Below are 21262 nucleotides of genomic sequence, written 5' to 3'. Positions count from 1 at the left end.
GGCTCCTTCGAGGCTCCTTCGAGGCTCCTTCGAGGCTCCTTCGAGGCTCCTTCGAGGCTCCTTCGAGGCTCCTTCGAGGCTCCTTCCGCTCGCACCTCAGGACGAGGTGTGCGGGTTCGATGGCCGCCGATAACTCATGGCGCCGCCAGATCCGGATCCTGTCCGCTGGCCTCCAGACCGCGCCGCACCAGCCCGTCCCGCTTCGCCCGCGCGACGAAATCCGCGAGATACGCGGCGCCGGCCGGATGCCCGACCGGCATTCCCATCGCCTGCGGGATCTCCATGAAGTGCCCCGGCAGCAGCCGCACCTCCGGGTGGGCCGCCGCGTAGCCGGCGAGGGGCTGGTGGACGCCGGCCGCGACGTCGAGCCCGTCCCGGGCGAAGGCCGTGACCGCCTCGGCGGAGGTCGGCGCCCGCACCAGGGTCGCGTGCTGGAGGGCGCGGGTCAGATACAGGTCGTAGGCGCTCCCGCGCCCGACCGACACGCGCACGCCGTCGCGGTCCACCGCCTCCGGGGAGCGGATCGGCGAGGCGGCCGGCACGAGGTAGCTGCCGGCGATCAGCACGTAGGGCTCCGTGAAGGCGATCCCCTCCGCCCGCTTCGGGTCGATCGCCAGGAAGCAGATGTCCCAGGTCCCGGAGCCCGCCGAGCCCGAGACCGCGCCGGCCCCCGGGAAGGTCACGAACGCCACCGGCACGCCGAGTCGGGCCGCCAGCGCCCGCGCGAGGTCGACCGACACCCCCGCGGGGCCGTCGGCGCCGGCCTGGGCCAGGACCGGATTGCCGAGGTTGATCGCCGCCCGCAGCGTGCCGGTGGGGGCGAGGTCGTGCAGGACCGTCGGATCGGGCGCCATCGGTTTCGTCTCTGCGTGGACGGCGGCGGGGAGGAGCAGGAGGAGGAGGGCCGCGCGCATCCGCATGACGGTCGCTCCCTCTCAGGCGCGCCGCGCCGGACCGGTCGACGCGGGGGCGCCGTCCCGGGCGGGACGGCGGCGCCGGCGGGCCAGCATGTTGAGGCCCTCGACGCCGGCCGAGAAGGCCATCGCGGTGTAGATGTAGCCCTTCGGCACGTGCGCGCCGAACCCCTCGGCGATCAGCGTCATGCCGATCATGATCAGGAAGCCGAGGGCCAGCATCACCACGGTGGGGTTTCGGGCGATGAAGGCCGAGAGCGGCTCGGCGGCGACCAGCATCACCACCACGGCGACCACCACCGCCACCATCATCACCGGCACGTGCTCGGTCATGCCGACCGCCGTGATAATCGAGTCGATGGAGAAGACGAGGTCGAGGAGCAGGATCTGGCCGATCGCCGCGCCGAAGCCGATCGTACCCCCGGTCACGCCCGGGGTCTCGGGCTCCGGATCCACCGTGTGGTGAATCTCCTTGGTCGCCTTCCAGAGCAGGAACAGGCCGCCGCCGATCAGGATCATGTCGCGCCAGGAGAAGTCCTGGCCCAGCACCGAGAAGACCGGCTCGGTCAGGTGCACGATGAACGCCACCGTGCCGAGCAGCCCCAGCCGCAGGATCAGAGCCAGCCCGATCCCGATGCGCCGCGCCCGCGTCTGATGCTCGGGCGGCAGCTTGTTGGTCAGGATCGAGATGAAGATCAGGTTGTCGATGCCGAGCACCACCTCCATCACCACGAGCGTGGCGAGGGCAGCCCAGACGGCGGGCTGACTGGCGAGCTGGAGCAGATCGGTCACGGGCGCGGTGCCTCGCTGGTCGGGAACAGGCGGCTCCCGAGGGCCGTCAGGTCGAAGGGGGCCGGTCCGCGCACCGGTTCGGGCGCCAGGACCTGCAGGATCTTCGGGAAGACCTTGAAATGGGCGGGCGTGCGCGTGGTCAGCTCGCCGTCGGTGTTCACCGGCCGGGGCCTGCGGGTCGAGAGCCGGATCTCCTGGGTGTGGAACGCCCGCACGTCGGCGGCCCGTCCATGCGTGCCCCGCCGCAGGGCGGGCAGCAGCGCGAGGAGCCGCCACCAGTGCTTGATCTCCAGGCTGTAGAAATCGAGCTTGCCGTCGTCGACCGCGGCACTCTCCTCCACGGTCATGCCGCCGCCGTAGTGGCGCCCGTTGCCGACCGAAACCTGGATCGTGGTGACCTTCTCCACCACGCCGTCGTGCTCGATCGTCACCGTGAAGGGCCGGACCCGGCGCAGGACCCGGACGGCCGCCACCGCGTAGCCGAGGACGCCCCAGGTCTTCTTCGATTCGGACGTCAACTCGCCCGCGAGCTCCGCCGAGAAGCCGATGCTCGCCACGTTGAAGTAGTAGTGGCCGTTGACCCAGCCGAGATCCACCGGCCGCGCCTGCGCGGTCGGGATGAAGCGGGCCGCCGCCAGGGGGTCGAGCGGCAGGTTGAGGGAGCGTGCGAGGTCGTTCGCCGTGCCGAGCGGCAGGATCGCGAAGGGCAGGCCGCTCGCCACCAGCGCGGGCGCGGCGTAGTTCATGGTGCCGTCGCCGCCGCCCAGGATCACGAGATCGACCGCGCCGGCCCGGTCGCGGATCACGTCGCGGCAATCGGCTTCCGGCGGCGGCTCCTCCGGCTCGATGCCGCCCGCACGCAGGATTTCCCGCACCTCGTCGAGATCCAGGGCGCCGTTGCGCGCCTTGGCGTTGCAGAGCAGCAGGGCCCGGCGCGGCTGCGTGCTCATCGCGCGCTCCCGGGAAGCGGGCCGGAGGGCGACTCGGTCTCAGGTCGGGCCAAGGGAGCCTCGGTGCACGGGGGAGCGGGCAGTCTGGAACGCGGTAGGGAACCCGGGACCGGCCAAAGGCCAAGTCTGTCCCCGACTTGGTACCCAAACGCACGAACGCAACCCCATCATCCCCGCAATTCCGGGCTGGTCGCCGTCGCGGAGTTCGGCAGGATGTGGGCGCGCCCGAGCCCTTCGTGGAACCCCCGACCCACGCGGGCGCGTTCTCCATGATGCCCGCCCCGGCCGCCAGGAAGGCACCGATGTCCGCCACACGTCCCGTCCGTCCCCAGGCCCTCGCCCTCGGCATGCTCCTGCCGTTCGCCCTCGCGGGCGGTGCCGCCGCCCAGAGCGCCTGGGTCGACCCGCCGCCCCGGGCCGCCGCGCAGGCGCAGGGTTCCGCGCAGGGTCCGGGAAAGGAATCGGCGCAGGAGGCGGCGAAGGAATCGACGAAGGACGCGGCGAAAGCGCCGGTACGCGCCGCCGAGCCGGTCCGGCAGGCCGCCAGACCCGAGCCGGGCGAGGACGCCCTGCCGAAGGCGGCGGCCACGCGGGCGCCGGGACCGAAGCGGGCGGCCGCCCTGGAGCGTCCGCCGGTCCGGGAACACCTGCACCACCCCGCGCGCCATCCGCACCGGCTCGCCGAGACGCCGGCCGCGACCGCCCCGGCGCCGGGCGCGTCGGCGGAGCGCGTGGCCGCCGCCCGGGCGCTGACGACGAGCTACCTCGCCACCGTCTCGGGTCCAAGCGACACCATGGTCGGGGCCGCGACCCAGTACTACGCGACCCGCGTACGCTTCTACGGGCGGCCGATCACCACGGCGGCCCTGGTCGCCGAGAAGCGCAGCTTCGTCCAGCGCTGGCCCGAGCGGCGCTACGAGCCGCGGGCGATGCGCGCCGCCTGCGACACCGAGACCTGCACGATCCGCACGATCGTCGATTTCCGCACCGCCAATCCGGGCCGGGGCGCCGTGTCCAGCGGCGAGGCCGAGCTGGTCCTGGAGGTGGGTTTCGCCGGGACGCGGCCCTACATCCTCGGCGAGACCGGTCGCGTCCTGCGGCGGAGCATCCAGGCCGGGACCCTGGCCGCCTCGCCCGGCAAGGCGTAAGAGCCGCGCGTCGCGGTCCGCCACCCCGCGGCGAGCACGGGCTCGCGCGGGGTGTGCGGCGGCCCCTACAAGAATGCCCGCAAGGGCGGCTAGGAAGGGCGCCAGCGAGGGAGCGTGCGGCGGGGCGCGTTGCGGGATCGGTCCTGCGGGTGGGGCGCCCGCGGGCGCCCTTCGTCGGGAGGCGCGATCGAGCTTCCTTCGCGCCGCGCGTCGGTGATGCCGGGATCGGGTGAATGACGTCTTCAACGGTGGTGGAGCAACAGGAGACGGAGCCGGCCCGGCCGGTTCTCGACAGTCCCGGCCGCCTCGCCCTGCGCGAGACGATCCGGGCCGAGATCGCGCGCGCGCGTCCGCGTCCCGTCGCGGTCCGGACCCTGGAGCTCCTGGCCGAGGCCGCCTGCGCCCCCGACGAGTCCGGGACCGGCCTCCGCGTCCTCGACCGCCACGGGGCCGCGCGGCGGCGGGAGGGCACCTCCGAGCCGATGACCTTGGCGGACCTCGTCGCGGAGCTGCGCGCGCGCCATCCCGCCCTGTTCCTGCCGCCGGAGCCCGAGCCCGAACCGGCCCCGGCGACCGCCGAGGAGGCCCGGGACTCGTCCCTGCTGAGCGGCGCCTACGAGATGAAGGCCGCGACCGCCCGCTTCGTCGGGACCCAGTCCGAGCGGGCGCGCTCCCTGGCGGAGCGCTCCTCCGAGCAGGGCCGCGTGCTGGCGCAGACCGCCGCCGGCCGGTTCGCCAGCCTGCGGACGAACCTGCGCGGACGCTTCGCCCGCCCGCCCGTCGACGCGGAGGCCGGGCCGGCCGCGGGCGCGGATCCGGCGGCGGCCTGGAACAGCGGTCCCGGACGGTTCGGCGAGACGCTGCGCGACGGCCTCGGCCACGTGCGCGACCGCCTCAGCCTCGGCGGGGGCGGGATCGATGAAGGCGGGCGCCGGCAGCGCCGGCTGCTCCTCGGCGCCGTCGCCGGCACCCTGGTGGCGGTGCTCGCCGCGGGGCTCGTGCTGGACCGCTCCGCGCCGGAATCCGGGCGCCCCGCCGCCCCGACCGCTTCCCGCACGGATTCCCGCGCGGAAGCCCCGAGCGGCGCCGCGCCGAACGCGCGGCCCGCAGCCCCCCCGGCCTCGGCCCCCGACACGGTGACGCCGCCCCCCGAGACAGGCGGCGATCCCGAGCCCGACGCGCCGCTGCCGCCGAACGCCGTGACCGGACAGGCCCAGGTGATCGATACCGCGACCCTCAAGGTCGGCGGCAAGGTCGTGCATCTGTTCGGCGTCGAGTGGGTGCGGGGCGGCCAGGCGGAGGAGCTGGCCCGGTACATCGGCAACCGGTCGGTGACCTGCCAGCCCGCCCCCGGCAGCGCGAACATGAACTGCCTCGTGGACGGGCGCGATCTCTCCGAGGTGGTGCTGTTCAACGGCGGCGGCCGCGCCGCCCCGGAGGCGAGCCCCGAACTGGTCGCGGCCGAGGACCACGCCCGGAGCGAGCGGCTCGGGGTCTGGAAGCGCTAGCCGGATGCCGGCCGAACCGTTCGGCACGACGGCGGACGGCCGACCGGTCGGCCGCCACACCCTGAGCCGGGGCAGCCTGCGCGTCGCCGTCATCGAGTACGGCGCGGCCGTCACGGCGATCGAGGTGCCCGACCGCACCGGCCGTCCGGCCAACGTCGTGCTCGGCCTCGACACCCTGGCGGGCTACGAGACCGTGAGCCCGAGCTTCGGCGCGATCGTCGGGCGCTACGCGAACCGCATCGCGGGCGGGCGCTTCAGCCTCGACGGGCACGACTACCGGCTGCCGGTGAACGAGCCCCCCAACACCCTCCACGGCGGCCCGGAGAATTTCGGCCGGCGCCTGTGGCGGGCGGAACTCAGCGACGCGACGCGCCTCGTCCTGAGCCGCCGCTCGCCGGACGGGGAGGAGGGGTTTCCGGGCACTCTCGACGTCCGCGTCACCTACAGCCTGCCCGCGGAGGGCGTGCTGCGCGTGGACTACGCCGCGGTGACCGACCGGCCCACGGTCCTGAACCTCACGAACCACAGCTACTTCAACCTCGCCGGCGAGGGGGCGGGCGGCGTCCTCGGCCACGTCGTGCAGGTCGAGGCGGACGCCTTCGCGCCGACCGACGCGACTCAGATCCCCACCGGCGCGCTGCTGCCGGTCGCCGGGACGCCGTTCGATTTCCGCGCGCCGCGGGCCCTGGAGGCGCGGATCCGCGCCGGGGACACGCAGCTCATCTACGCCAAGGGCTACGACCACACCTTCGCGCTGCGCGGGGCCGCCGGGACGCTGCGGCCGGCCGCCACCTGCGTCGATCCCGGCAGCGGGCGGCGGCTCGACGTCTGGACCACGCAGCCGGCGCTGCAGCTCTACAGCGGCAACACCCTCGACGGGCGCCTGATCGGCCCGTCCGGGCGGATCTACCGGTCGGGCGACGGCGTCTGCTTCGAGACGCAGGGCTTTCCGGACGCGCCGAACCAGCCCGGCTTCCCCTCTGCGGTCCTGCGGCCGGGCGAGACCTTCGCGGCCGCCACGGAGTTCCGGTTCTCGGTCGTGTGATGGTCGTGTGACGGCCGCGGCGCGCTCAGGCCGCCGCGCGATCGAGCGCCCGGGGCGCCGGGATCGCGGCGGCCGGCGCGGCGGGATCGGGACGCCGCGCCTCGCCGAGCGCCAGGAGGGCAGCCTTCACGGCGTCGAGCCGCGACGGCTCGCCCTCGGCCATGCCCTCGGCGGCGGCGACCTCCTTCAGGTACTCGTCCCAGGCCCAGCGCCGCAGGATCTCCCGCTTGCAGCTCGGGAGCAGCCGGGGATGATCGCGCAACGCGGCCGGGGTGTCGAACACCGCGGCCGGGTTGACCAGGGCGCGCTCCATGTCGGGCAGGCGCGCGGCCGCCGGGCCGGGCGAGATGGCGTTTCGGATTCCGATCGTCCCATCTTGCATGGTTGCCTCCCTGGAGGGGCGCGCTCAGCCGCCGAAGAGGCCGAGGCGCGCCGCCGATTGGACGGCGAAGCTCGCCGCGAAGGACAGCAGGGCCGCGTCCCAGGCGGTCAGGTGCCGGGCGTTGGCCGGCGGCCCGGCCCGCGTGATCGCCCGGCCGAGCCACGCGAAGCCCGACAGGCTCAGCAGGGCCGCCAGCACCCAGGGCAGGGCGGGCGCCGGGCAGGGCGCCGCCAGGGCGAGGCACAGGGCCACGGACAGGAACCAGCGGCCGAGCACCGTGCTGTCGGTGGTCCGCGCCGGCCCTCGGCGCCGGCCGCGCCGCGACCGGGGCAGGAGCCCGTGCCCACCCCGCAGGTCGAAGGTTGCCATCGCGCGCCTCCCCGGCTCAGTTCAGCAGGGGCTCCGGTCCGGCCGGACCGCGCTCCCAGCGCCGGAAGAGCGCCGCGGGGACGGGGGGCTCGGGCGGCGGGGCTGCGGGCGGTGCCGAACCCTCGTCGAGCGCCTGGAGCGCCTCCAGGATCGCGCTCAGCGGCACGGGCTCGGCCCGGCAGCCCGGCAGGCAGCGCAGCGTCGGGCAGGACTCGACCGCGCGGGCGTCGGAGGCCCAGGAGGCGAGGATCGCCCGCTTCTCGGCCCGCGACAGGCCGGGATAGCGCAGCACCTCCCGGGGATGCCGGAAGACGTCGCCCGGCGCCACGAAGGCCTCGAACGGCTCGACCGCCTGCGGCCTCAGGCTGGCGGCCGCCACCGGACCGAGGCGCCCGATCTCGGGATGGAACGCGGGATGGACGGGGTTGGTATCGATCGGCTGCATGCGACCCTCCTCATCGTGAGCAAAGGCTGGGGTGGCCGGCACGCCCGATCGGGCCGCGCCGGCCGTCGCGTCATGCGTTCGGGTCCGCGACCGCGCAGGCGGTCACCCCCAGGGTCGGCCCAGGGCCCGGCTCAGTGCTTGGCGGCCGGCGCGCCGGTGCCGTTGATGGCGATGCGCCGGCGGCGCTCCGGCGCCTCGGCCGCGCGCGGCAGCGTCACCGTGAGGACGCCGTTGCGGAACGTCGCCTCGGCCTTGTCCTCCTCCACCGGCACGGGCAGGGCGATCGACCGCTCGAAGCGGCCGTAGCTGCGCTCGGAATAGCCGCGGCCCGTGTCGGTGGTCTCCGCGCGCTTCTCGCCCTTCAGGGTCAGGACGCCGTCCGCGATGAGCAGCTCGACGTCCTTCTCGTCGAGGCCGGGAAGCTCGGCGGAGACGCGGAGCGCGCCGTCCGCCTCCGCCAGCTCGACATGGGGCCAGCCGAAGCCGCGGCCCGCGAGGCTCGGCATCCCGCCGAACCCGCCGAACACGTCGTCGAACAGGCGGTTCATCTCCCGGTGCAGCGTCAGGAAGGGGTTGGCCGGCTCCTGCGACAGGGCGGCCGGCGCCGGGGCGGGGTTGCGGTCCCAGGGAATCAGATCTCTCACGCTCATGGTCCTCGCTCCATCGAATGCGGTGCAGTCGTGGGAACGGGCCCGCGGGTCCGCGGACCCGTGAGGGATGTCATCCGTGTCGACAGGGGTGCCCGGGCGCGCCGCCCGGGGCACCGGATCAGGCCGCCATTCAGGCTGCCATTCAGGCTGCCTTGGCCTCGCGGGCGATCTGCGCCGGGGCGTTGTCCTGGCCGGACGCGGCCGTCGTGCCGCCGATGGCGATGCGGCGGGGCTTCAGCGCCTCCGGCACCTCGCGCTTCAGCGCGACGGTGAGCAGGCCGTTCTCCAGCGACGCGCCCACGACCTTCACGTGCTCGGCCAGATTGAACGTCTGGCGGAACGTGCGGGCCGCGATGCCGCGGTAGAGATAGTGCTTCTCACCCTCCTGGGCGGCCTTCTGACCCGAGACGAGGAGCGTGGTGTCCTGCTGGGTCAGCTCGATCTCGTCCGGCGTGAAGCCCGCGACCGCCATGGTGATGCGGTACTGGTCCTCGGCCACCTTCTCGATGTTGTAGGGCGGCCAGGCGGCCGACGGCTCGACGCGGTCGGCTTGGTTGATCAGTTCGAACAGGCGGTCGAACCCGATGGACGACCGGAACAGGGGCGAAACGTCGTACGTCCTCATAACCACATCCTCCGACGAGCAACGTGACTACAAGCAGCACCGGACACCGTGCCCGGCGCCCTCAGAGCGAGCCCGTTTCCAGGCCTCGCACGCGCGTAACGTGCGGGCGAAGGGCCGGTTCCGCGTCGCGCGAAATTTTTCGGGTTGGGCGGGGGCTGGCCGAATACGGTGATCCGATCCGCGCGGCCTCTCCCGCTGAGCTGCCGGCTGCACGCGCTCGCGGTCTCTCTGTCCCTGAGATCGAGAGCGCGGGTCCCCTCTCCCGTGCGGGAGAGGGTGGGGGTGAGGGACGCGAAGCTTCAGAAGACGGCGCGCCCCGTCCGCGCGTCAAACGCGTGCCCTGTCCGGAGACTTCCCATGCCTCCCCCCAACACTCTCCCGCTCGGGAGAGGGGGCGCGTCGTGCTCCGTCGCAGGGCGCACCGCGAACACGCGTCGGCCGCACGGGGGAGGGGGTGCCGCGAGCGCGGCAGGCCCGCGCTCTCAGCCGACCGCCTCCTCGACCAGGATCTCGCGCTTGCCGGCGTGGTTGGCCGGGCCGACGATGCCCTCGATCTCCATCCGCTCCATGAGCGAGGCGGCGCGGTTGTAGCCGATCTGCAGGCGGCGCTGGATGTAGCTCGTCGACGCCTTCTGGTCGCGCAGCACGACCTGCACGGCCTGGTCGTAGAGGTCGCCGCCGGCCTCGCCGAAGGAGCCCTGATCGAACACCGCGCCGTCGAGTTCGAGCTCCGCGGCGCCGGCCTTGCCCTTGCCGCCGCCCTTCTCGGGCGTCCCCTCCTCGTCGTCGGCGGTGACGGCGTCGAGGTAGCTGGGGCGGCCCTGGCGCTTGAGGTGGGCGACCACGCTCTCGACCTCGCTGTCCGAGCAGAACGGCCCGTGCACCCGCGTCGTGCGCCCGCCCCCGGCCATGAACAGCATGTCGCCCTGGCCCAGAAGCTGCTCGGCGCCCATCTCGCCCAGGATCGTGCGGCTGTCGATCTTGCTCGTCACCTGGAAGCTGATCCGGGTCGGGAAGTTCGCCTTGATCGTCCCGGTGATCACGTCCACCGACGGGCGCTGCGTCGCCATGATCAGGTGGATGCCCGCCGCGCGCGCCATCTGCGCCAGGCGCTGGATCGCCCCCTCGATGTCCTTGCCGGCCACCATCATCAGGTCGGCCATCTCGTCGACCACGATCACGATGTACGGCAGCGGCGCCAGATCCATCGCCTCGTCCTCGTACACCGCCTCGCCGGTGTGGCGGTCGAAGCCGGTCTGCACGGTCCGGGTCAGCACCTCGCCGCGCGCCGCCGCCTCGGCGACCCGGGCGTTGTAGCCGTCGATGTTCCGGACGGCGATCTTGGCCATCTTCTTGTAGCGCTCCTCCATCTCGCGCACGGCCCACTTGAGGGCGATGACCGCCTTCTTGGGGTCGGTGACGACCGGGGAGAGCAGGTGCGGGATGCCGTCGTAGACCGACAGCTCCAGCATCTTCGGGTCGACCATGATCAGGCGGCACTCCTCGGGCTTCAGCCGGTAGAGCAGCGACAGGATCATGGTGTTGATCGCCACCGACTTGCCCGAGCCGGTGGTGCCGGCGACCAAAAGGTGCGGCATGCGCGCGAGGTCGGCGATGATCGGCTCGCCGCCGATGTTCTTGCCTAAGCACAGCGCCAGCTTGTGCTTGCTCTCGGCGAAGTCCGTCGAGGCCAGGAGCTCGCGCAGGTAGACCGTCTCGCGCTTGGCGTTCGGCAGCTCGATGCCGATGGCGTTCCGGCCGGGCACGACCGCGACGCGGGCCGAGACCGCCGACATCGACCGGGCGATGTCGTCGGCGAGCGCGATCACGCGGCTGGACTTGGTGCCGGGGGCGGGCTCGAGCTCGTAGAGGGTGACGACCGGGCCCGGCCGCACCGCCAGGATGTCGCCGCGCACGCCGAAATCGCCGAGGGTCGCCTCCAGCAGCGTGGCGTTCTGCTCCAGGGCATCGGCCGAGATCAGGCTCGCCTGGGACGGGCCGCGGGGGGCCGCCAGCAGGTCGAGGGCGGGCAGGGCGTAATCCTCGGGACGGACGGGCGGCGCGGGCGCGCGCCGTGCCGGCACGGGCGCTGCGGGCGGCGGCGCCACCCGGGACGCGTTCGGCTCGGCCCGCGGCGGGACCGGGCGCTGCGGCGCCTCGGACGCCTCCGGATCGTCCTCCGCGTCGTCCCGCGGCGGCGCGGCGCGGCGGGCCGGTGCCGCGGGGGAGTCCTCGGACGCGTCGAAGACGGGCTCGCGCCGGCTCGCGCCGGCCTGCCGGCCTTCGGGCAGGTGCTCGGCCCAGGGAAGGTCGGCGTCCGTGAAGGCGCGGCGGGCTGCGAGGGCGGGCGACGCGCCGTCGATCGGCTCGGCCCGGCCGGCGCGCCACGCGGCGATCCGGTCGGCCGCGGCGCCGCGCAGGCCCATCAGCCCCTGCGCCAGGGCGCCGACACCCACGAGGCCGAGGCTCGGCTCGTCGGAATCCTCGCGCTCGTCGCGGCCCGAATCCCGGCCCCGCGCCGGCGCGCGCCGGACGGGGTAGGGATCGTCGTGCAGGCTGTCCTCCTCGACGGCGCCGAACCGGCAGGCGCCGGTCAGGCTGAGGATCGCCACGGCGGCGTAGCCGAAGCCGACGAGGTGGGCCGCCGCCGACGAGACCGCGCCGACGATCACCCGCGCCATCGACAGCAGGCCGTCGCCGGCCACGCCGCCGAGGCCGGTGGGCAGGGGCCAGCGGGTCGTCGGCGGGAGCGCGCTCGCCACCGCGCTCGCGGCGCAGAAGCCGATGATCCAGAGGGCGATGCGCAGCCCGCCCTCGGGCAGGTTGCGCTCCCGCATCAGCCGGATGCCCCAGAGCACCGGCGGCAGCACGAAGGCCAGGGAACCCAGGCCCAGGATCTGCATGGCGAGGTCGGCCACGACGGCGCCCGGCTGGCCGAGGACGTTGTGGGCGGCGTGGTCGGTGGCGTGGTTGAGGCTCGGGTCGTCGATCGACCACGTGGCCAGGGCCACGGTCAGCGCGACCGCGCCGGTGAACAGCACGAAGCCGCCGAGCTCCGTCAGGCGCTTGCCCAGGAAGGGGCGAACGCTGTCGACGAAAGTCTCGTAGGGCGATGCGGGACGGCGAAGCGAGCGCATGCGGGACCGGACGCAGGACGGGGACTTACCCCCGAGGCTAGGCACGACCCCCTTAACGACCTGCTAAGGTTGAGGAAGGCTCACCGGCGCCCGGCCGCGCATCCCCAGGCTGTCGCCGTCCGCGCCCACGGGTGCAAAATCCGCCCCGCTGTGGCACAGGAGCGGCCATGAACATCGACGGCCAGCCCTACCGCACGATCTTCCCGGACCCGGACGGCCTCAGCGTCCAGGTGATCGACCAGACCCGCCTGCCCTTCGCGTTCGAGCTGAAGCGCCTCGCCACGCTGGAGGACGCCGCGGTGGCGATCCGCACGATGATCGTGCGGGGCGCGCCGCTGATCGGCGTCACGGCCGCCTACGGGCTGGCGCTCGCCATGCGCGCCGACGCGTCCCACGACGGGATCGACCGGGCGGTGGCGACCCTCTCGGCGACGCGGCCGACAGCGATCAACCTGCGCTGGGCACTGGACCGGGTCTCCACCAACCTGCGCCAGGTCGCGCCGGACGAGCGCTTCGCCCGCGCCTTCGCGGAGGCCGGCCGCATCGCCGAGGAGGACGTGGCGAGCTGCCGCTCGATCGGCGCCCACGGCGGCCAGATCATCGCCGACCTCCACGCGGCAAGGGGCGGCGACCGGCCGGTCACGGTCCTGACCCACTGCAATGCCGGCTGGCTGGCGACGGTGGACTGGGGCACGGCGCTCGCGCCGATCTACGCCGCCCACGAGCGGGGCGTGCCGGTCCACGTCCTGGTCGACGAGACCCGGCCGCGCAGCCAGGGTGCCGCGCTCACGGCCTTCGAGCTGAACGGCCACGGCGTGCCGCACACGGTCATCGCCGACAATGCCGGGGGCCACCTCATGCAGCACGGCGGCGTCGATCTCTGCATCGTCGGCTCGGACCGGACCACGGCGAGCGGCGACGTCTGCAACAAGATCGGCACCTACCTGAAGGCGCTGGCGGCCCACGACAACGGCGTGCCGTTCTACGCCGCCCTGCCGTTCTCGACCATCGACTGGACCCTCGACGACGGGGTGAAGGAGATCCCGATCGAGGAGCGCGACGGGCGCGAGGTCACCCACATGACCGGCCGGCTGCCCGACGGCGGCTTCGCCACGATCGAGGTCGTCTCCCCCGGCAGCCCGGTGGCCAACCCCGCCTTCGACGTGACTCCGTCGCGCCTCGTGACCGGGATCATCACCGAGCGCGGCATCTGCGCGGCGAGCCGCGAGGGCCTGTACGAGCTCTACCCGGAGCGCCGCCGGGCGGCGTGAGGGCGGATTCTCCCGCAGCCGCGGCCGCCCGGCGCAGTATCCGGGTCTTCCCGAACGCGGTGTGACCGAAAAGGCAGCCTCGGGGGCAATTCGCGCCCCGTATCCGCGCGGCCGCTTTCGCGGCTCGACGGTGTTCGGCAGAACGGATGCCGGAGCGCCGTGGGGAAGAACAAATCTCGACGGCGGATGGACTGATCATCCCAGTCCGATCTCGACACCTTCGAGGTGGCCGCGATGGCGAAATTTCATTTCGTCGAGGATTACGAGGCGTACGTCCGCCAACTGATGCGCGACTTGCCCCTGGATGAGGCGATGAGCGTGGCGGTGGGCGGCGACTACGACCGCATCGGCGCGATCGAGTGCGAGATCCTCCAGCATTTCGGGCTCCGGGACGGCCAGTCGGTGGTCGATTTCGGGTGCGGCTCCGGGCGCCTGGCGGTGCATCTCGCCCGCACCGCGAGCGTCGCGTATCTGGGCCTCGACGTCGTTCAGGACCTGCTGGACTACGCGAAGCGCCGCTGTCCCAGGGACTACCGCTTCGCCCGGAACACGGCGCTGTCGCTGCCGGTCGCCGACGGCAGCGTCGACCTCGTCTCGGCCTTCAGCGTGTTCACGCATCTCCTGCACACGGAGTGCTACATCTACCTGGAGGAGATGCACCGCGCCCTCAGGCCCGGGGGCCGCGTCGTGGCCTCGTTCCTCGAGTTCGGCATGGCCTCGCACTGGGGTGTCTTCACCAAGACGGTCGGCGAGCAGCGCACCAGCACGGTGCCGCACCTCAACACGTTCATCGAGCGCAGCGTCTGGCAGACCTGGGCCGACCATATCGGCTTCGACAGCGTGACGTTCCTCGACGGCACGGCGGCGCCGTGGCCGTCGGGCGTGTATCTGGGTCAGTCCCTCGCGGTGCTCGGCAAGGCGCCGGCCTGAGGCCCGCTCACGGCTCCCACTGGTGGAAGACCGCGCTGTCGAAGGCGAAGACCGCCTCGCCGCGCTGGTTCACCCCGGTGTTGCGCGCGAAGGCCAAGCCCCAGCCCGGCCGCGACGCCGAGGCGCGCTTGTCGGTGAGCTTGGCGCTGAACCGGACCGTGTCGCCCGCGTAGACCGGCTTCAGCCAGCGCAGGTTCTTGAACCCGGGGGAGGGGCCCGCCTCCGGGACCGGCCCCCGGGCGGCCGTGTAGGCGGCGTCCCGGGCGCGGGTCGTCAGCATCCGGTTCATGTAGGCGGCCGCCGTGTGCCAGCCGGAGGCGCAGAGGCCGCCGAAATGGCTGCGCTTGGCCGCGTCGTGGTCGAGGTGGAAGGCCTGCGGGTCGTAGGCCCGCGCGAAGGCCACGATCGCCTCGGCGCTGAACGGGTAGGCGCCTAGCTCCCGCACGGCCCCGATCTCGGCGTCCCGCAGGAACGGCAGGATCTCGGCATCCTCCGGCTCGGTGACCGGCCCCGGCACGCCGATCTCCACGGGCCGCGGGGGCAGGGGATCGGTGCCGCGGCGGGCCAGCATGAAGGTGAAGCGCTGGGTCAGGACCGTCTCGCCGCGCTGGTTGGCGAGGGCGACCTCGGCGGTCAGGAAGCCGAGGCCCGGCTTCGAGGCCGAGTCGCGCAGGCCCGCGACCCGGAAGGTCAGCGTCAGCGCGTCCCCCGGCAGGACCGGCGCGAGCCACCGCAGCTCGTCGATGCCGGGCGCGCCCAGCGACGAGCCGCCCCGGAACGGCCCCTGCTGGAGCAGGCGCATGCCCAGGGCCGCCGTGTGCCAGCCCGAGCCGATCAGCCGGCCCGCGAAGGTCGTCTCCGCCGCCGCCTCGTCGAGGTGAAAGGGCTGAAAGTCGAAATCCTTCGCGAAGCCCACGATGTCGTCGCGGGTCACCGTCAGCGGCTCCCCGACGATCACGTCGCCGACGGAGAAGTCTTCCAGGGCGGGATCGGGCATGGCGGGCTCGTCACGTTGATCAGTGGGGCAGGCGATTGGGATCGCCGTCTTTGCGAGCGGAGCGAAGCGATCCAGGCGGCGCCGCGCTCACCGGGGTCGCGCTGCCCTGGGTCGCGTCGCTGCGCGCGCGATGACGGGGTGAGGCCGACCTCAGTTGGCGAAGCGGAAGTGCAGCACGTCGCCGTCCTGCACCACGTAATCCTTGCCCTCCAGCCGGAGCTTGCCGGCGTCCCGGGCCCCGGCCTCGCCGTTGAGCGCCGTGTAGTCCTTGAACGCGATGGTCTCGGCCCGGATGAAGCCCTTCTCGAAATCCGAGTGGATCACCCCGGCCGCGCCCGGCGCTCGGGTGCCCTTGGTGATCGTCCAGGCGCGGGCCTCCTTGGGGCCGACCGTGAAGTAGGTGACGAGGCCGAGCAGGTCGTAGCCGGCGCGGATCACCCGGTTCAGGCCCGGCTCGGCGAGGCCCACCGCCTCCAGGAACTCGGCCTGGTCGGCCTCCGGCATCACGGCGATCTCGCTCTCGATCTTGGCCGAGACCACCACCGCCACGGCGCCCTCCGCCTTGGCGCGGGCGAAGACCGCGTCCGAGTAGGCGTTGCCCTTGTCGGCGTCGCCCTCGTCGACGTTGCAGACGTAGAGGACGGGCTTGGCCGTCATCAGGCCGAGCGACTGGAACAGCTTCTCCTCGTCGGGCTTGCGCTCCACGAGGCGGGCGGGCTTGCCGTCGCGCAGCAGCGGCAGGGCGCGGTTGACGAGGTCGAGGGTCTCCTTGGCCTCCTTGTCGGCGCCCTTGGCCTTCTTCTCCAGCGCCTGGGCGCGGCGCTCCAGGCTGTCGAGGTCGGCGAGCATCAGCTCGGTCTCGATGGTCTCGATGTCGGCGGCCGGATCGACCTTGCCCTCCACGTGGGTGACGTCGCCGTCCGTGAAGCAGCGGACCACGTGGGCGATGGCGTCGACCTCGCGGATATTGGCCAGGAACTGGTTGCCCAGGCCCTCGCCCTTGGAGGCGCCGCGCACGAGGCCGGCGATGTCCACGAAGGTCAGCCGCGTCGGGATGATCTCCTTCGAGGAGGCGATCCGGGCGAGGTCATTCAGCCGCGGATCCGGCACCGCCACCTCGCCGACATTCGGCTCGATGGTGCAGAACGGGTAGTTCGCCGCCTGGGCGGCCGCCGTCTGCGTCAGCGCGTTGAAGAGGGTCGACTTGCCGACGTTCGGCAGGCCGACGATGCCGCATTTGAAGCCCATGGGTCAGTTCCGTCGCAGCGCGTCGTCGGGCGACGCGCGGAATGGGTTGATGAGAATCGGGCCCGCGAACACGACGCCGCGCGCCCCGTCCTCGGTCGAGCGCGCGCGACACCGACGCGCCGGGCCGCGGCGGCCGGGAGGCAATCGAACCGCCGACAGCCGGGCGCGACGCGCACCGCCTTCATCGGACCCTCTCGCCCGCCCCGATATCCCGTCCCCGTGTGGGCGTGTCAATTTCTGGCGCCCAGCGTCTTCACGTCGTCCCAGCCGCGGCCGGCCATGGCGAGGTGGACCTTGTTCTGGAAGCTCGCGTCCTCGCCGGCGGCGAGCAGGGCGGCGTGGTCGGCCACCGCCCGGCAGAGATCCTCGACCCAGGGCAGCTCGGCCTTGCCGAAATCGTTGAGCACGTAGGCATGGACCAGCGCCTTGTCGCCGGGATGGCCGATGCCGAGCCGCACCCGGCGGTAATCGTTGCCGCACTGCGCGGTGATCGAGCGCAGGCCGTTATGGCCGGCATTGCCGCCGCCGAGCTTCACCCGGAGCTTGGCGGGCGCGAGGTCGAGCTCGTCGTGCAGCACGATCACGTCGCTGAGCGGGATCTTGTAGAAGCGCTGCGCCTCCGAGACCGCGCGGCCGGACTCGTTCATGAAGGTCGAGGGCTTCAGCAGGATCGCCCGCTCGGTGCCCAGCACCACCTCGGCGGCCTCGCCCTGGAACCGGTGGCGGAACGGGCTCGCCCGGTGCTGTCGGGCGATCGCGTCGACGGCGAGGAAGCCGATATTGTGGCGGTTGCCCGCGTAGCGCGCGCCCGGGTTTCCGAGGCCGACGATCAGCCGCATGGTCTGCATCCCTCTCAGGCCGCGGTCTGTGCCACGCTTCGGCGCGGGACGCATCCCCGGCCGTGCCTGGACCCGTCGCGCGCCTTCCGGCCCGCGCCGCGTCTCCCCGTGCGCCAGCGCACGGCGGCGGTCGAACCCGGGGCAGAGTATCTCCGTTGAGAGGTCACATTCGGCCAAGCAAAGCCGGAGCGATCAAGACCGCCGCCCAGCGCATCGCGACGACGATCTTCCTCACTCGACACGGTTGACCGGATGACTTCCCGCTGAAGTCATACGAAGACACTCGGAGATCATCATGACCGTTCGCATGCTCGCTGCCGCCGCCCTGGTCGCCGCGGTCGCCACGCCCGCCCTCGCGCAGGGCCTGGACTCGAAGCACTCGCCCTACCCGGCCTCGGCCTATTCGGGCTGGGTCGGCAACGCCCCCGTCCTGTACCGGGACGCCGCCGGCCCGGCCCGGCCGGCCGCCTACCGCTACAGCGGCCCGCATGCCGGCGGCCCGGCCAACGCCCTGCCGCGGTTCTGACGGGGGGCCGTCCGTCAGGACGGCAGGACGGGCTGACCGGCCCGCGCCGCGGTCCCGTTGCTCGAAGCCGGGGCTCCGCCATCCGCAACCGTCGCGGCCCGGATCTCCCCGGGCCGCAGGGTTCCCACCAGAAGATCGACCTGGCTGACGAGGCGCACGAGCGACTGTCCGCGATCCAGCGCCGGCCGCTCGGGCACGGGCCTGTCCGCGCCCAGGGCCGCCAGGGTCGCGGTGATCCAGGCCCGCCAGGGCTCCGCCTCGGGGGCGGCCGCCTCCGGGGCGTGCCGCAGGACGATCAGCCGGGCGCTGATCCGGCGCAGAGTCGCGTCGGCCACCAGGGCGGATTCCACCTCCGGGTGGCTGCCGGCCCGGGGCTGCTGCAGGGCGCGGGACAGCGCCGCCTCCAGATCGTTGAGGGCGAGTCCGGCCTCGCGGCTCTGCGCCGCGATCGCGGCCTCGCGGCCCTCGCCGGGCGGCGCGCGGAGCACCGCCTCGGCGAGCCCGGCCTGGGCCTTCAGCGCTCGGCGCAGCTCCTGCCGGACCTGATCGGGCTCCCAGATCGGCCAGAGCACCAGGCAGCTCGCCACCGCGATCACGCCGCCCAGCACCGTGAAGCCGCCCCGCATGGCGACGATCTCCCAGGAGCTGTGGCCGGGCTCCAGCAATTCGACGAGCAGCACCACGAGGGGCGTCAGGCAGGTGACGAAGAACCCGTACGAGATCTGGCGCGCCGCGAAGCCGACGATGCTGAGCACGAGGATGAGCCCGGCCTCCGCCAGCGGGCTCGTGGCGTAGTAGGCGAGCACGGCCCCCACGAGGCCGCCCAGCACCGTGCCGCCGATCCGCTCCAGGGCCCGCTGCCACGTCGCCGCGTAGAAGGGCTGCATGGTGAGCACCACGGTCATCACCAGCCAGTGCGTGAAGGCGCCCGCGTAGGTCAGGGTGGCGGCGAGCGCCGGCGCCGCGACCGCGCTCGCCCGCAGGGCGTGCCGCAGGTTGGGCGAGGCCAGGGTGAAGTTCTGCGCCAGCGGCCCGACGTAGCGGGTCCAGCGGTCGAGGCTGCCGCCCTCCGTGATCGTGCCACCGGGCCGGTAGCCCTCCGGCGTCGACAGCTTGGCGCCGAGCCGCACGCGCCCGGCGATCCGGTCGGCGAGACGGGCCAGGGTCGGGTCCTCCGACAGGCCGTCGGCCACCCGGACGATGGAGTGCTCCAGGCGGCCGAGGTCGAGGTTGACGTCGTCGCGGATCGCCCGGGCGATGGTCACCAGCAGGGGGCGCAGGCGCCGCAGGAAGACCTTGGCGAGCGCCCGGCGGCGCGCGTCGGGCCGGCTGTCGATCAACTCGCCCACGGCGATCAGCGCGGCGAAGATCTGCTCGGCGCTCTCCAGGCGCAGCAGGGCCTGGGCGGTGCGGTCCGAGACCCGCTCGCGGGAGCGGGCGAGGTCGAGGATCATGGTCCGCGCGGTCTCGATGCTCGCCCGCACGCCGCGGCGGTGGCCCCGCGCGTGGCCGTCGAAGGCGGCCGTGTCGGGCTCCGGCAGGGCGACGAGCCGCTCGAGGTCGCCGCAGAGCCGGGCGAGATTGTGCCAGACCTCCGCCACCGCCCGGTGGGCCGGTCGGTACGGGTGCAGCCGCCAGATGACCAGGGCCAGGAAGGTCGCCCAGAGACCGCCGGCCGCGAACATCGCCGCGGTGACGGCCGCCTGCACGACGTCGAGCGGCCGGTCGAGAGCGATGCACAGCACCACCACGAGCACGTTGCCGGCCGACTGGGCCTGCACGCTCCAGACGCGCGCGTACGAGCAGGCGAAGATCAGCGCGCAGGCGACCGGGACGACCACCGGCAGGCCGAGGGGCTGGATCAGGCCGAGGCCGGCCCAGAGCAGGCCGCCGAGGAACGAGAAGGCGGTGAGGACGCGCAGGCGCGCCCGCATCGGGCCGCCGTTGTCGCAGAAGCAGGCGAGGTTGGCGGCGAGCGCCATGGTCAGCAGCGGCGACCACTGGATCCAGATGTTGAGGAGGATGACGACGCCGAACGCGAAGGCGGCGCGCACGCCCTCCACGAGCCGCACGTTCCGGAGGTCGAGGCCCGTGGGCAGGCGCCGCAGATCGCCGCCCGGCCGGCTCAGGCTGCCCCGGCCGGCGGCGAGGCGGCGGCGCCGGACATGTCCGGAGGGCGAGGCTGTGGGACTCGGCGCGGTCAAGCTCGGTCTCCCGACGGGGGCGCGGCGCCCCGGCATGAACCGCGCTCCGGCCTGACCGGATCCGCGGCGGCGCGCAACCCCGGCCCGCTCCCGGCGCCGGATCGCTAAGGCGCGTCCGGCGCATCGCCGCGGGGCAGTCTCTCCATCCTCGGCCCGATCCGGGACGCCGCGCCGGTCCTCGCCCCGCGCGCTTGACCCTCGGGCGAGCCCGTGGCTTCTGGGGCCGCCTGGCCCCGACTCCGTAGCTCAGCTGGATAGAGCAGCCGCCTTCTAAGCGGCAGGTCGTAGGTTCGAGCCCTACCGGAGTCGCCAGGATTTAACCCGCCACGTCAGTGACTTGGCGGGTTTTTCTTTGCCGCAGCGACCCATTCTGACCTCACAACACGTCGCAACACGGACCGTGAAATTACAAAGGGTTACGACCCGAGCCTACGTGGTTGCGGTTGCTCCACGCAACACGGAAGCAACACGAGAAGGCTGCATTCCTCCTGGCCGCGCAGGCACGTTTTTCGTGCCCTCAGGCCTGATTGATCAGAGGCCCGGTACCTCATCGATGTCGGGTGCCGGCTCTTTGCCCGGCGGTGCGGGATCGTCGTCAGGAGCCGGCGGTAGCCTCGGTGGCGGCATGTCGCCGGTGTTGGGCGGCATCGGTAGACCGTGGGGCAACTCGGGCTCCGGCGGGTCGCTCTCAGGTCTCTTCGTCAGGCCAGCCATCCTTTGCACTCCTGTCGCCGCAGGAAGCGAACAGGTAGCCAGGACGGGTGTTCCACGTGGCGAGGTCACCGCCTGCCTAGCAGCGCGCCGCCGCCAGTCAGCTGGCCTTGACCAAAGCAGGAAGCCTATAGCGGCCAACAGGAGCCAACCGGACACGCGGGCTATCTCAGCCGCCGGCTCCTCTACTTCCTGACGATCATGATCAGCCTCCGCTAGGATCGTGGAGCACAGCGCGGTCTCGAGGCTCAGGACGGCAGTCAACCACGGCGACATGCTCGAGCCTCACGAAAGAGGCCGGAGTCCGTAGGCCCCAGCCGTGTCTGGGAGGATACGCCCGCCAAGGGCGAAGTTGCGTCGTGCATGTTTCGGGCTGCAGCCGCGCGGCTGCGGCATGCTGCCAGTATCGAGCTACTCGGCGACCATGCGGCGGCCCTAGGCCCACAATCCCGCCGCGATCGGCGTGCCTCCTGAGGTGATCCGCCCCCAGTGAAGTGGTCCGCCCTGAGGTATGGCTTTCGGGCCAGGACGAGGACGGACAGATGGGAACGAAGGGGCACAAGCCGGAGGA

Annotated in this window: 19 protein-coding genes and 1 tRNA gene; 7 read left to right on the top strand and 13 right to left on the bottom strand. The window is 73.1% G+C overall.

Going from position 1 to position 21262, the window contains the following annotated elements; translation table 11 throughout:
- Positions 1-134 precede the first annotated feature (134 nt).
- Genes H288_RS0119625 through H288_RS32510 form a run of 3 tightly spaced genes read right to left on the bottom strand, consistent with a single transcriptional unit; the run spans position 135 to position 2656 of the window.
- Positions 135-920, bottom strand: a complete 786-nt coding sequence (locus tag H288_RS0119625) for an ABC transporter substrate-binding protein (RefSeq protein WP_020094278.1) — start codon at positions 918-920, stop codon at positions 135-137.
- Positions 921-935: 15 nt separating this feature from the next.
- Complete coding sequence (locus tag H288_RS0119620; protein WP_020094277.1) at positions 936-1706, bottom strand: TerC family protein; 771 nt, start codon at positions 1704-1706, stop codon at positions 936-938.
- Complete coding sequence (locus tag H288_RS32510) at positions 1703-2656, bottom strand: lipid kinase (RefSeq protein ID WP_020094276.1); 954 nt, start codon at positions 2654-2656, stop codon at positions 1703-1705. Before H288_RS32510 ends, H288_RS0119620 begins: the two co-directional genes overlap by 4 nt.
- A gap of 302 nt (positions 2657-2958) precedes the next feature.
- On the opposite strand from H288_RS32510, the gene H288_RS0119610 reads away from it, so the two are divergent.
- The 3 genes from H288_RS0119610 (at position 2959) to H288_RS0119600 (ending at position 6357) form a co-directional block, all read left to right on the top strand.
- Positions 2959-3804, top strand: coding sequence for a hypothetical protein (locus tag H288_RS0119610; RefSeq protein ID WP_026605104.1), 846 nt, complete (start codon positions 2959-2961; stop codon positions 3802-3804).
- Positions 3805-4037: 233 nt separating this feature from the next.
- Positions 4038-5312 carry a hypothetical protein gene (locus H288_RS0119605; RefSeq protein WP_042671712.1) on the top strand — a complete coding sequence of 425 codons (1275 nt, stop codon included), beginning with the start codon at positions 4038-4040 and terminating at the stop codon, positions 5310-5312.
- A gap of 4 nt (positions 5313-5316) precedes the next feature.
- Complete coding sequence (locus tag H288_RS0119600; protein ID WP_020094273.1) at positions 5317-6357, top strand: aldose epimerase family protein; 1041 nt, start codon at positions 5317-5319, stop codon at positions 6355-6357.
- Between the two features lie 25 nt (positions 6358-6382).
- Here H288_RS0119600 and H288_RS32505 read toward each other — a convergent pair whose 3' ends face one another.
- The 6 genes from H288_RS32505 to H288_RS0119570 form a co-directional block, all read right to left on the bottom strand.
- Positions 6383-6739, bottom strand: coding sequence for a hypothetical protein (locus H288_RS32505; protein WP_020094272.1), 357 nt, complete (start codon positions 6737-6739; stop codon positions 6383-6385).
- Positions 6740-6763: 24 nt separating this feature from the next.
- Complete coding sequence (locus H288_RS0119590; protein WP_020094271.1) at positions 6764-7108, bottom strand: hypothetical protein; 345 nt, start codon at positions 7106-7108, stop codon at positions 6764-6766.
- 16 nt (positions 7109-7124) lie between these two features.
- Complete coding sequence (locus tag H288_RS0119585; RefSeq protein WP_020094270.1) at positions 7125-7553, bottom strand: hypothetical protein; 429 nt, start codon at positions 7551-7553, stop codon at positions 7125-7127.
- Positions 7554-7684: 131 nt separating this feature from the next.
- Positions 7685-8203 carry an Hsp20/alpha crystallin family protein gene (locus H288_RS0119580; protein ID WP_020094269.1) on the bottom strand — a complete coding sequence of 173 codons (519 nt, stop codon included), beginning with the start codon at positions 8201-8203 and terminating at the stop codon, positions 7685-7687.
- Positions 8204-8345: 142 nt separating this feature from the next.
- Positions 8346-8828, bottom strand: coding sequence for an Hsp20 family protein (locus tag H288_RS0119575; RefSeq protein WP_020094268.1), 483 nt, complete (start codon positions 8826-8828; stop codon positions 8346-8348).
- A gap of 482 nt (positions 8829-9310) precedes the next feature.
- Positions 9311-11965, bottom strand: a complete 2655-nt coding sequence (locus H288_RS0119570) for a DNA translocase FtsK (protein ID WP_020094267.1) — start codon at positions 11963-11965, stop codon at positions 9311-9313.
- A 167-nt stretch (positions 11966-12132) separates the two neighbouring features.
- On the opposite strand from H288_RS0119570, the gene mtnA reads away from it, so the two are divergent.
- Both mtnA and H288_RS0119560 read left to right on the top strand, forming a co-directional pair.
- Complete coding sequence (gene mtnA, locus H288_RS0119565; RefSeq protein ID WP_020094266.1) at positions 12133-13236, top strand: S-methyl-5-thioribose-1-phosphate isomerase; 1104 nt, start codon at positions 12133-12135, stop codon at positions 13234-13236.
- Positions 13237-13470: 234 nt separating this feature from the next.
- Positions 13471-14166, top strand: coding sequence for a class I SAM-dependent methyltransferase (locus H288_RS0119560; protein WP_042672819.1), 696 nt, complete (start codon positions 13471-13473; stop codon positions 14164-14166).
- 7 nt (positions 14167-14173) lie between these two features.
- Here H288_RS0119560 and H288_RS0119555 read toward each other — a convergent pair whose 3' ends face one another.
- The 3 genes from H288_RS0119555 to pth all read right to left on the bottom strand — a co-directional run bounded on the left by H288_RS0119555 (position 14174) and on the right by pth (position 17250).
- The gene (locus H288_RS0119555) at positions 14174-15163 is read right to left on the bottom strand and encodes a MaoC family dehydratase (RefSeq protein ID WP_020094264.1); all 990 of its coding nucleotides are present in this window, start codon (positions 15161-15163) and stop codon (positions 14174-14176) included.
- A gap of 150 nt (positions 15164-15313) precedes the next feature.
- On the bottom strand, positions 15314-16411 hold the full coding sequence (gene ychF / locus H288_RS0119550) for a redox-regulated ATPase YchF (RefSeq protein ID WP_020094263.1): 1098 nt from the start codon (positions 16409-16411) through the stop codon (positions 15314-15316).
- Between the two features lie 230 nt (positions 16412-16641).
- The gene (gene pth, locus H288_RS0119545) at positions 16642-17250 is read right to left on the bottom strand and encodes an aminoacyl-tRNA hydrolase (protein ID WP_026605103.1); all 609 of its coding nucleotides are present in this window, start codon (positions 17248-17250) and stop codon (positions 16642-16644) included.
- A gap of 295 nt (positions 17251-17545) precedes the next feature.
- Here pth and H288_RS0119540 point away from each other — a divergent pair, with 295 nt between their 5' ends.
- Positions 17546-17776: a hypothetical protein gene (locus H288_RS0119540; RefSeq protein ID WP_020094261.1), complete on the top strand. Its 231-nt coding sequence runs from the start codon at positions 17546-17548 to the stop codon at positions 17774-17776.
- A 14-nt stretch (positions 17777-17790) separates the two neighbouring features.
- Here H288_RS0119540 and H288_RS0119535 read toward each other — a convergent pair whose 3' ends face one another.
- Positions 17791-20016: an FUSC family protein gene (locus tag H288_RS0119535; RefSeq protein ID WP_026605102.1), complete on the bottom strand. Its 2226-nt coding sequence runs from the start codon at positions 20014-20016 to the stop codon at positions 17791-17793.
- Positions 20017-20215: 199 nt separating this feature from the next.
- Here H288_RS0119535 and H288_RS0119530 point away from each other — a divergent pair.
- Positions 20216-20292, top strand: a tRNA-Arg gene (locus H288_RS0119530).
- Positions 20293-21262 lie beyond the last annotated feature (970 nt).

The organism is Methylobacterium sp. 285MFTsu5.1 (assembly GCF_000383455.1).
Classification (GTDB): Bacteria; Pseudomonadota; Alphaproteobacteria; order Rhizobiales; family Beijerinckiaceae; genus Methylobacterium.
Note: the sequence above shows the minus strand (reverse complement) of the source record. Positions and strands in the feature narration are given on the sequence as shown.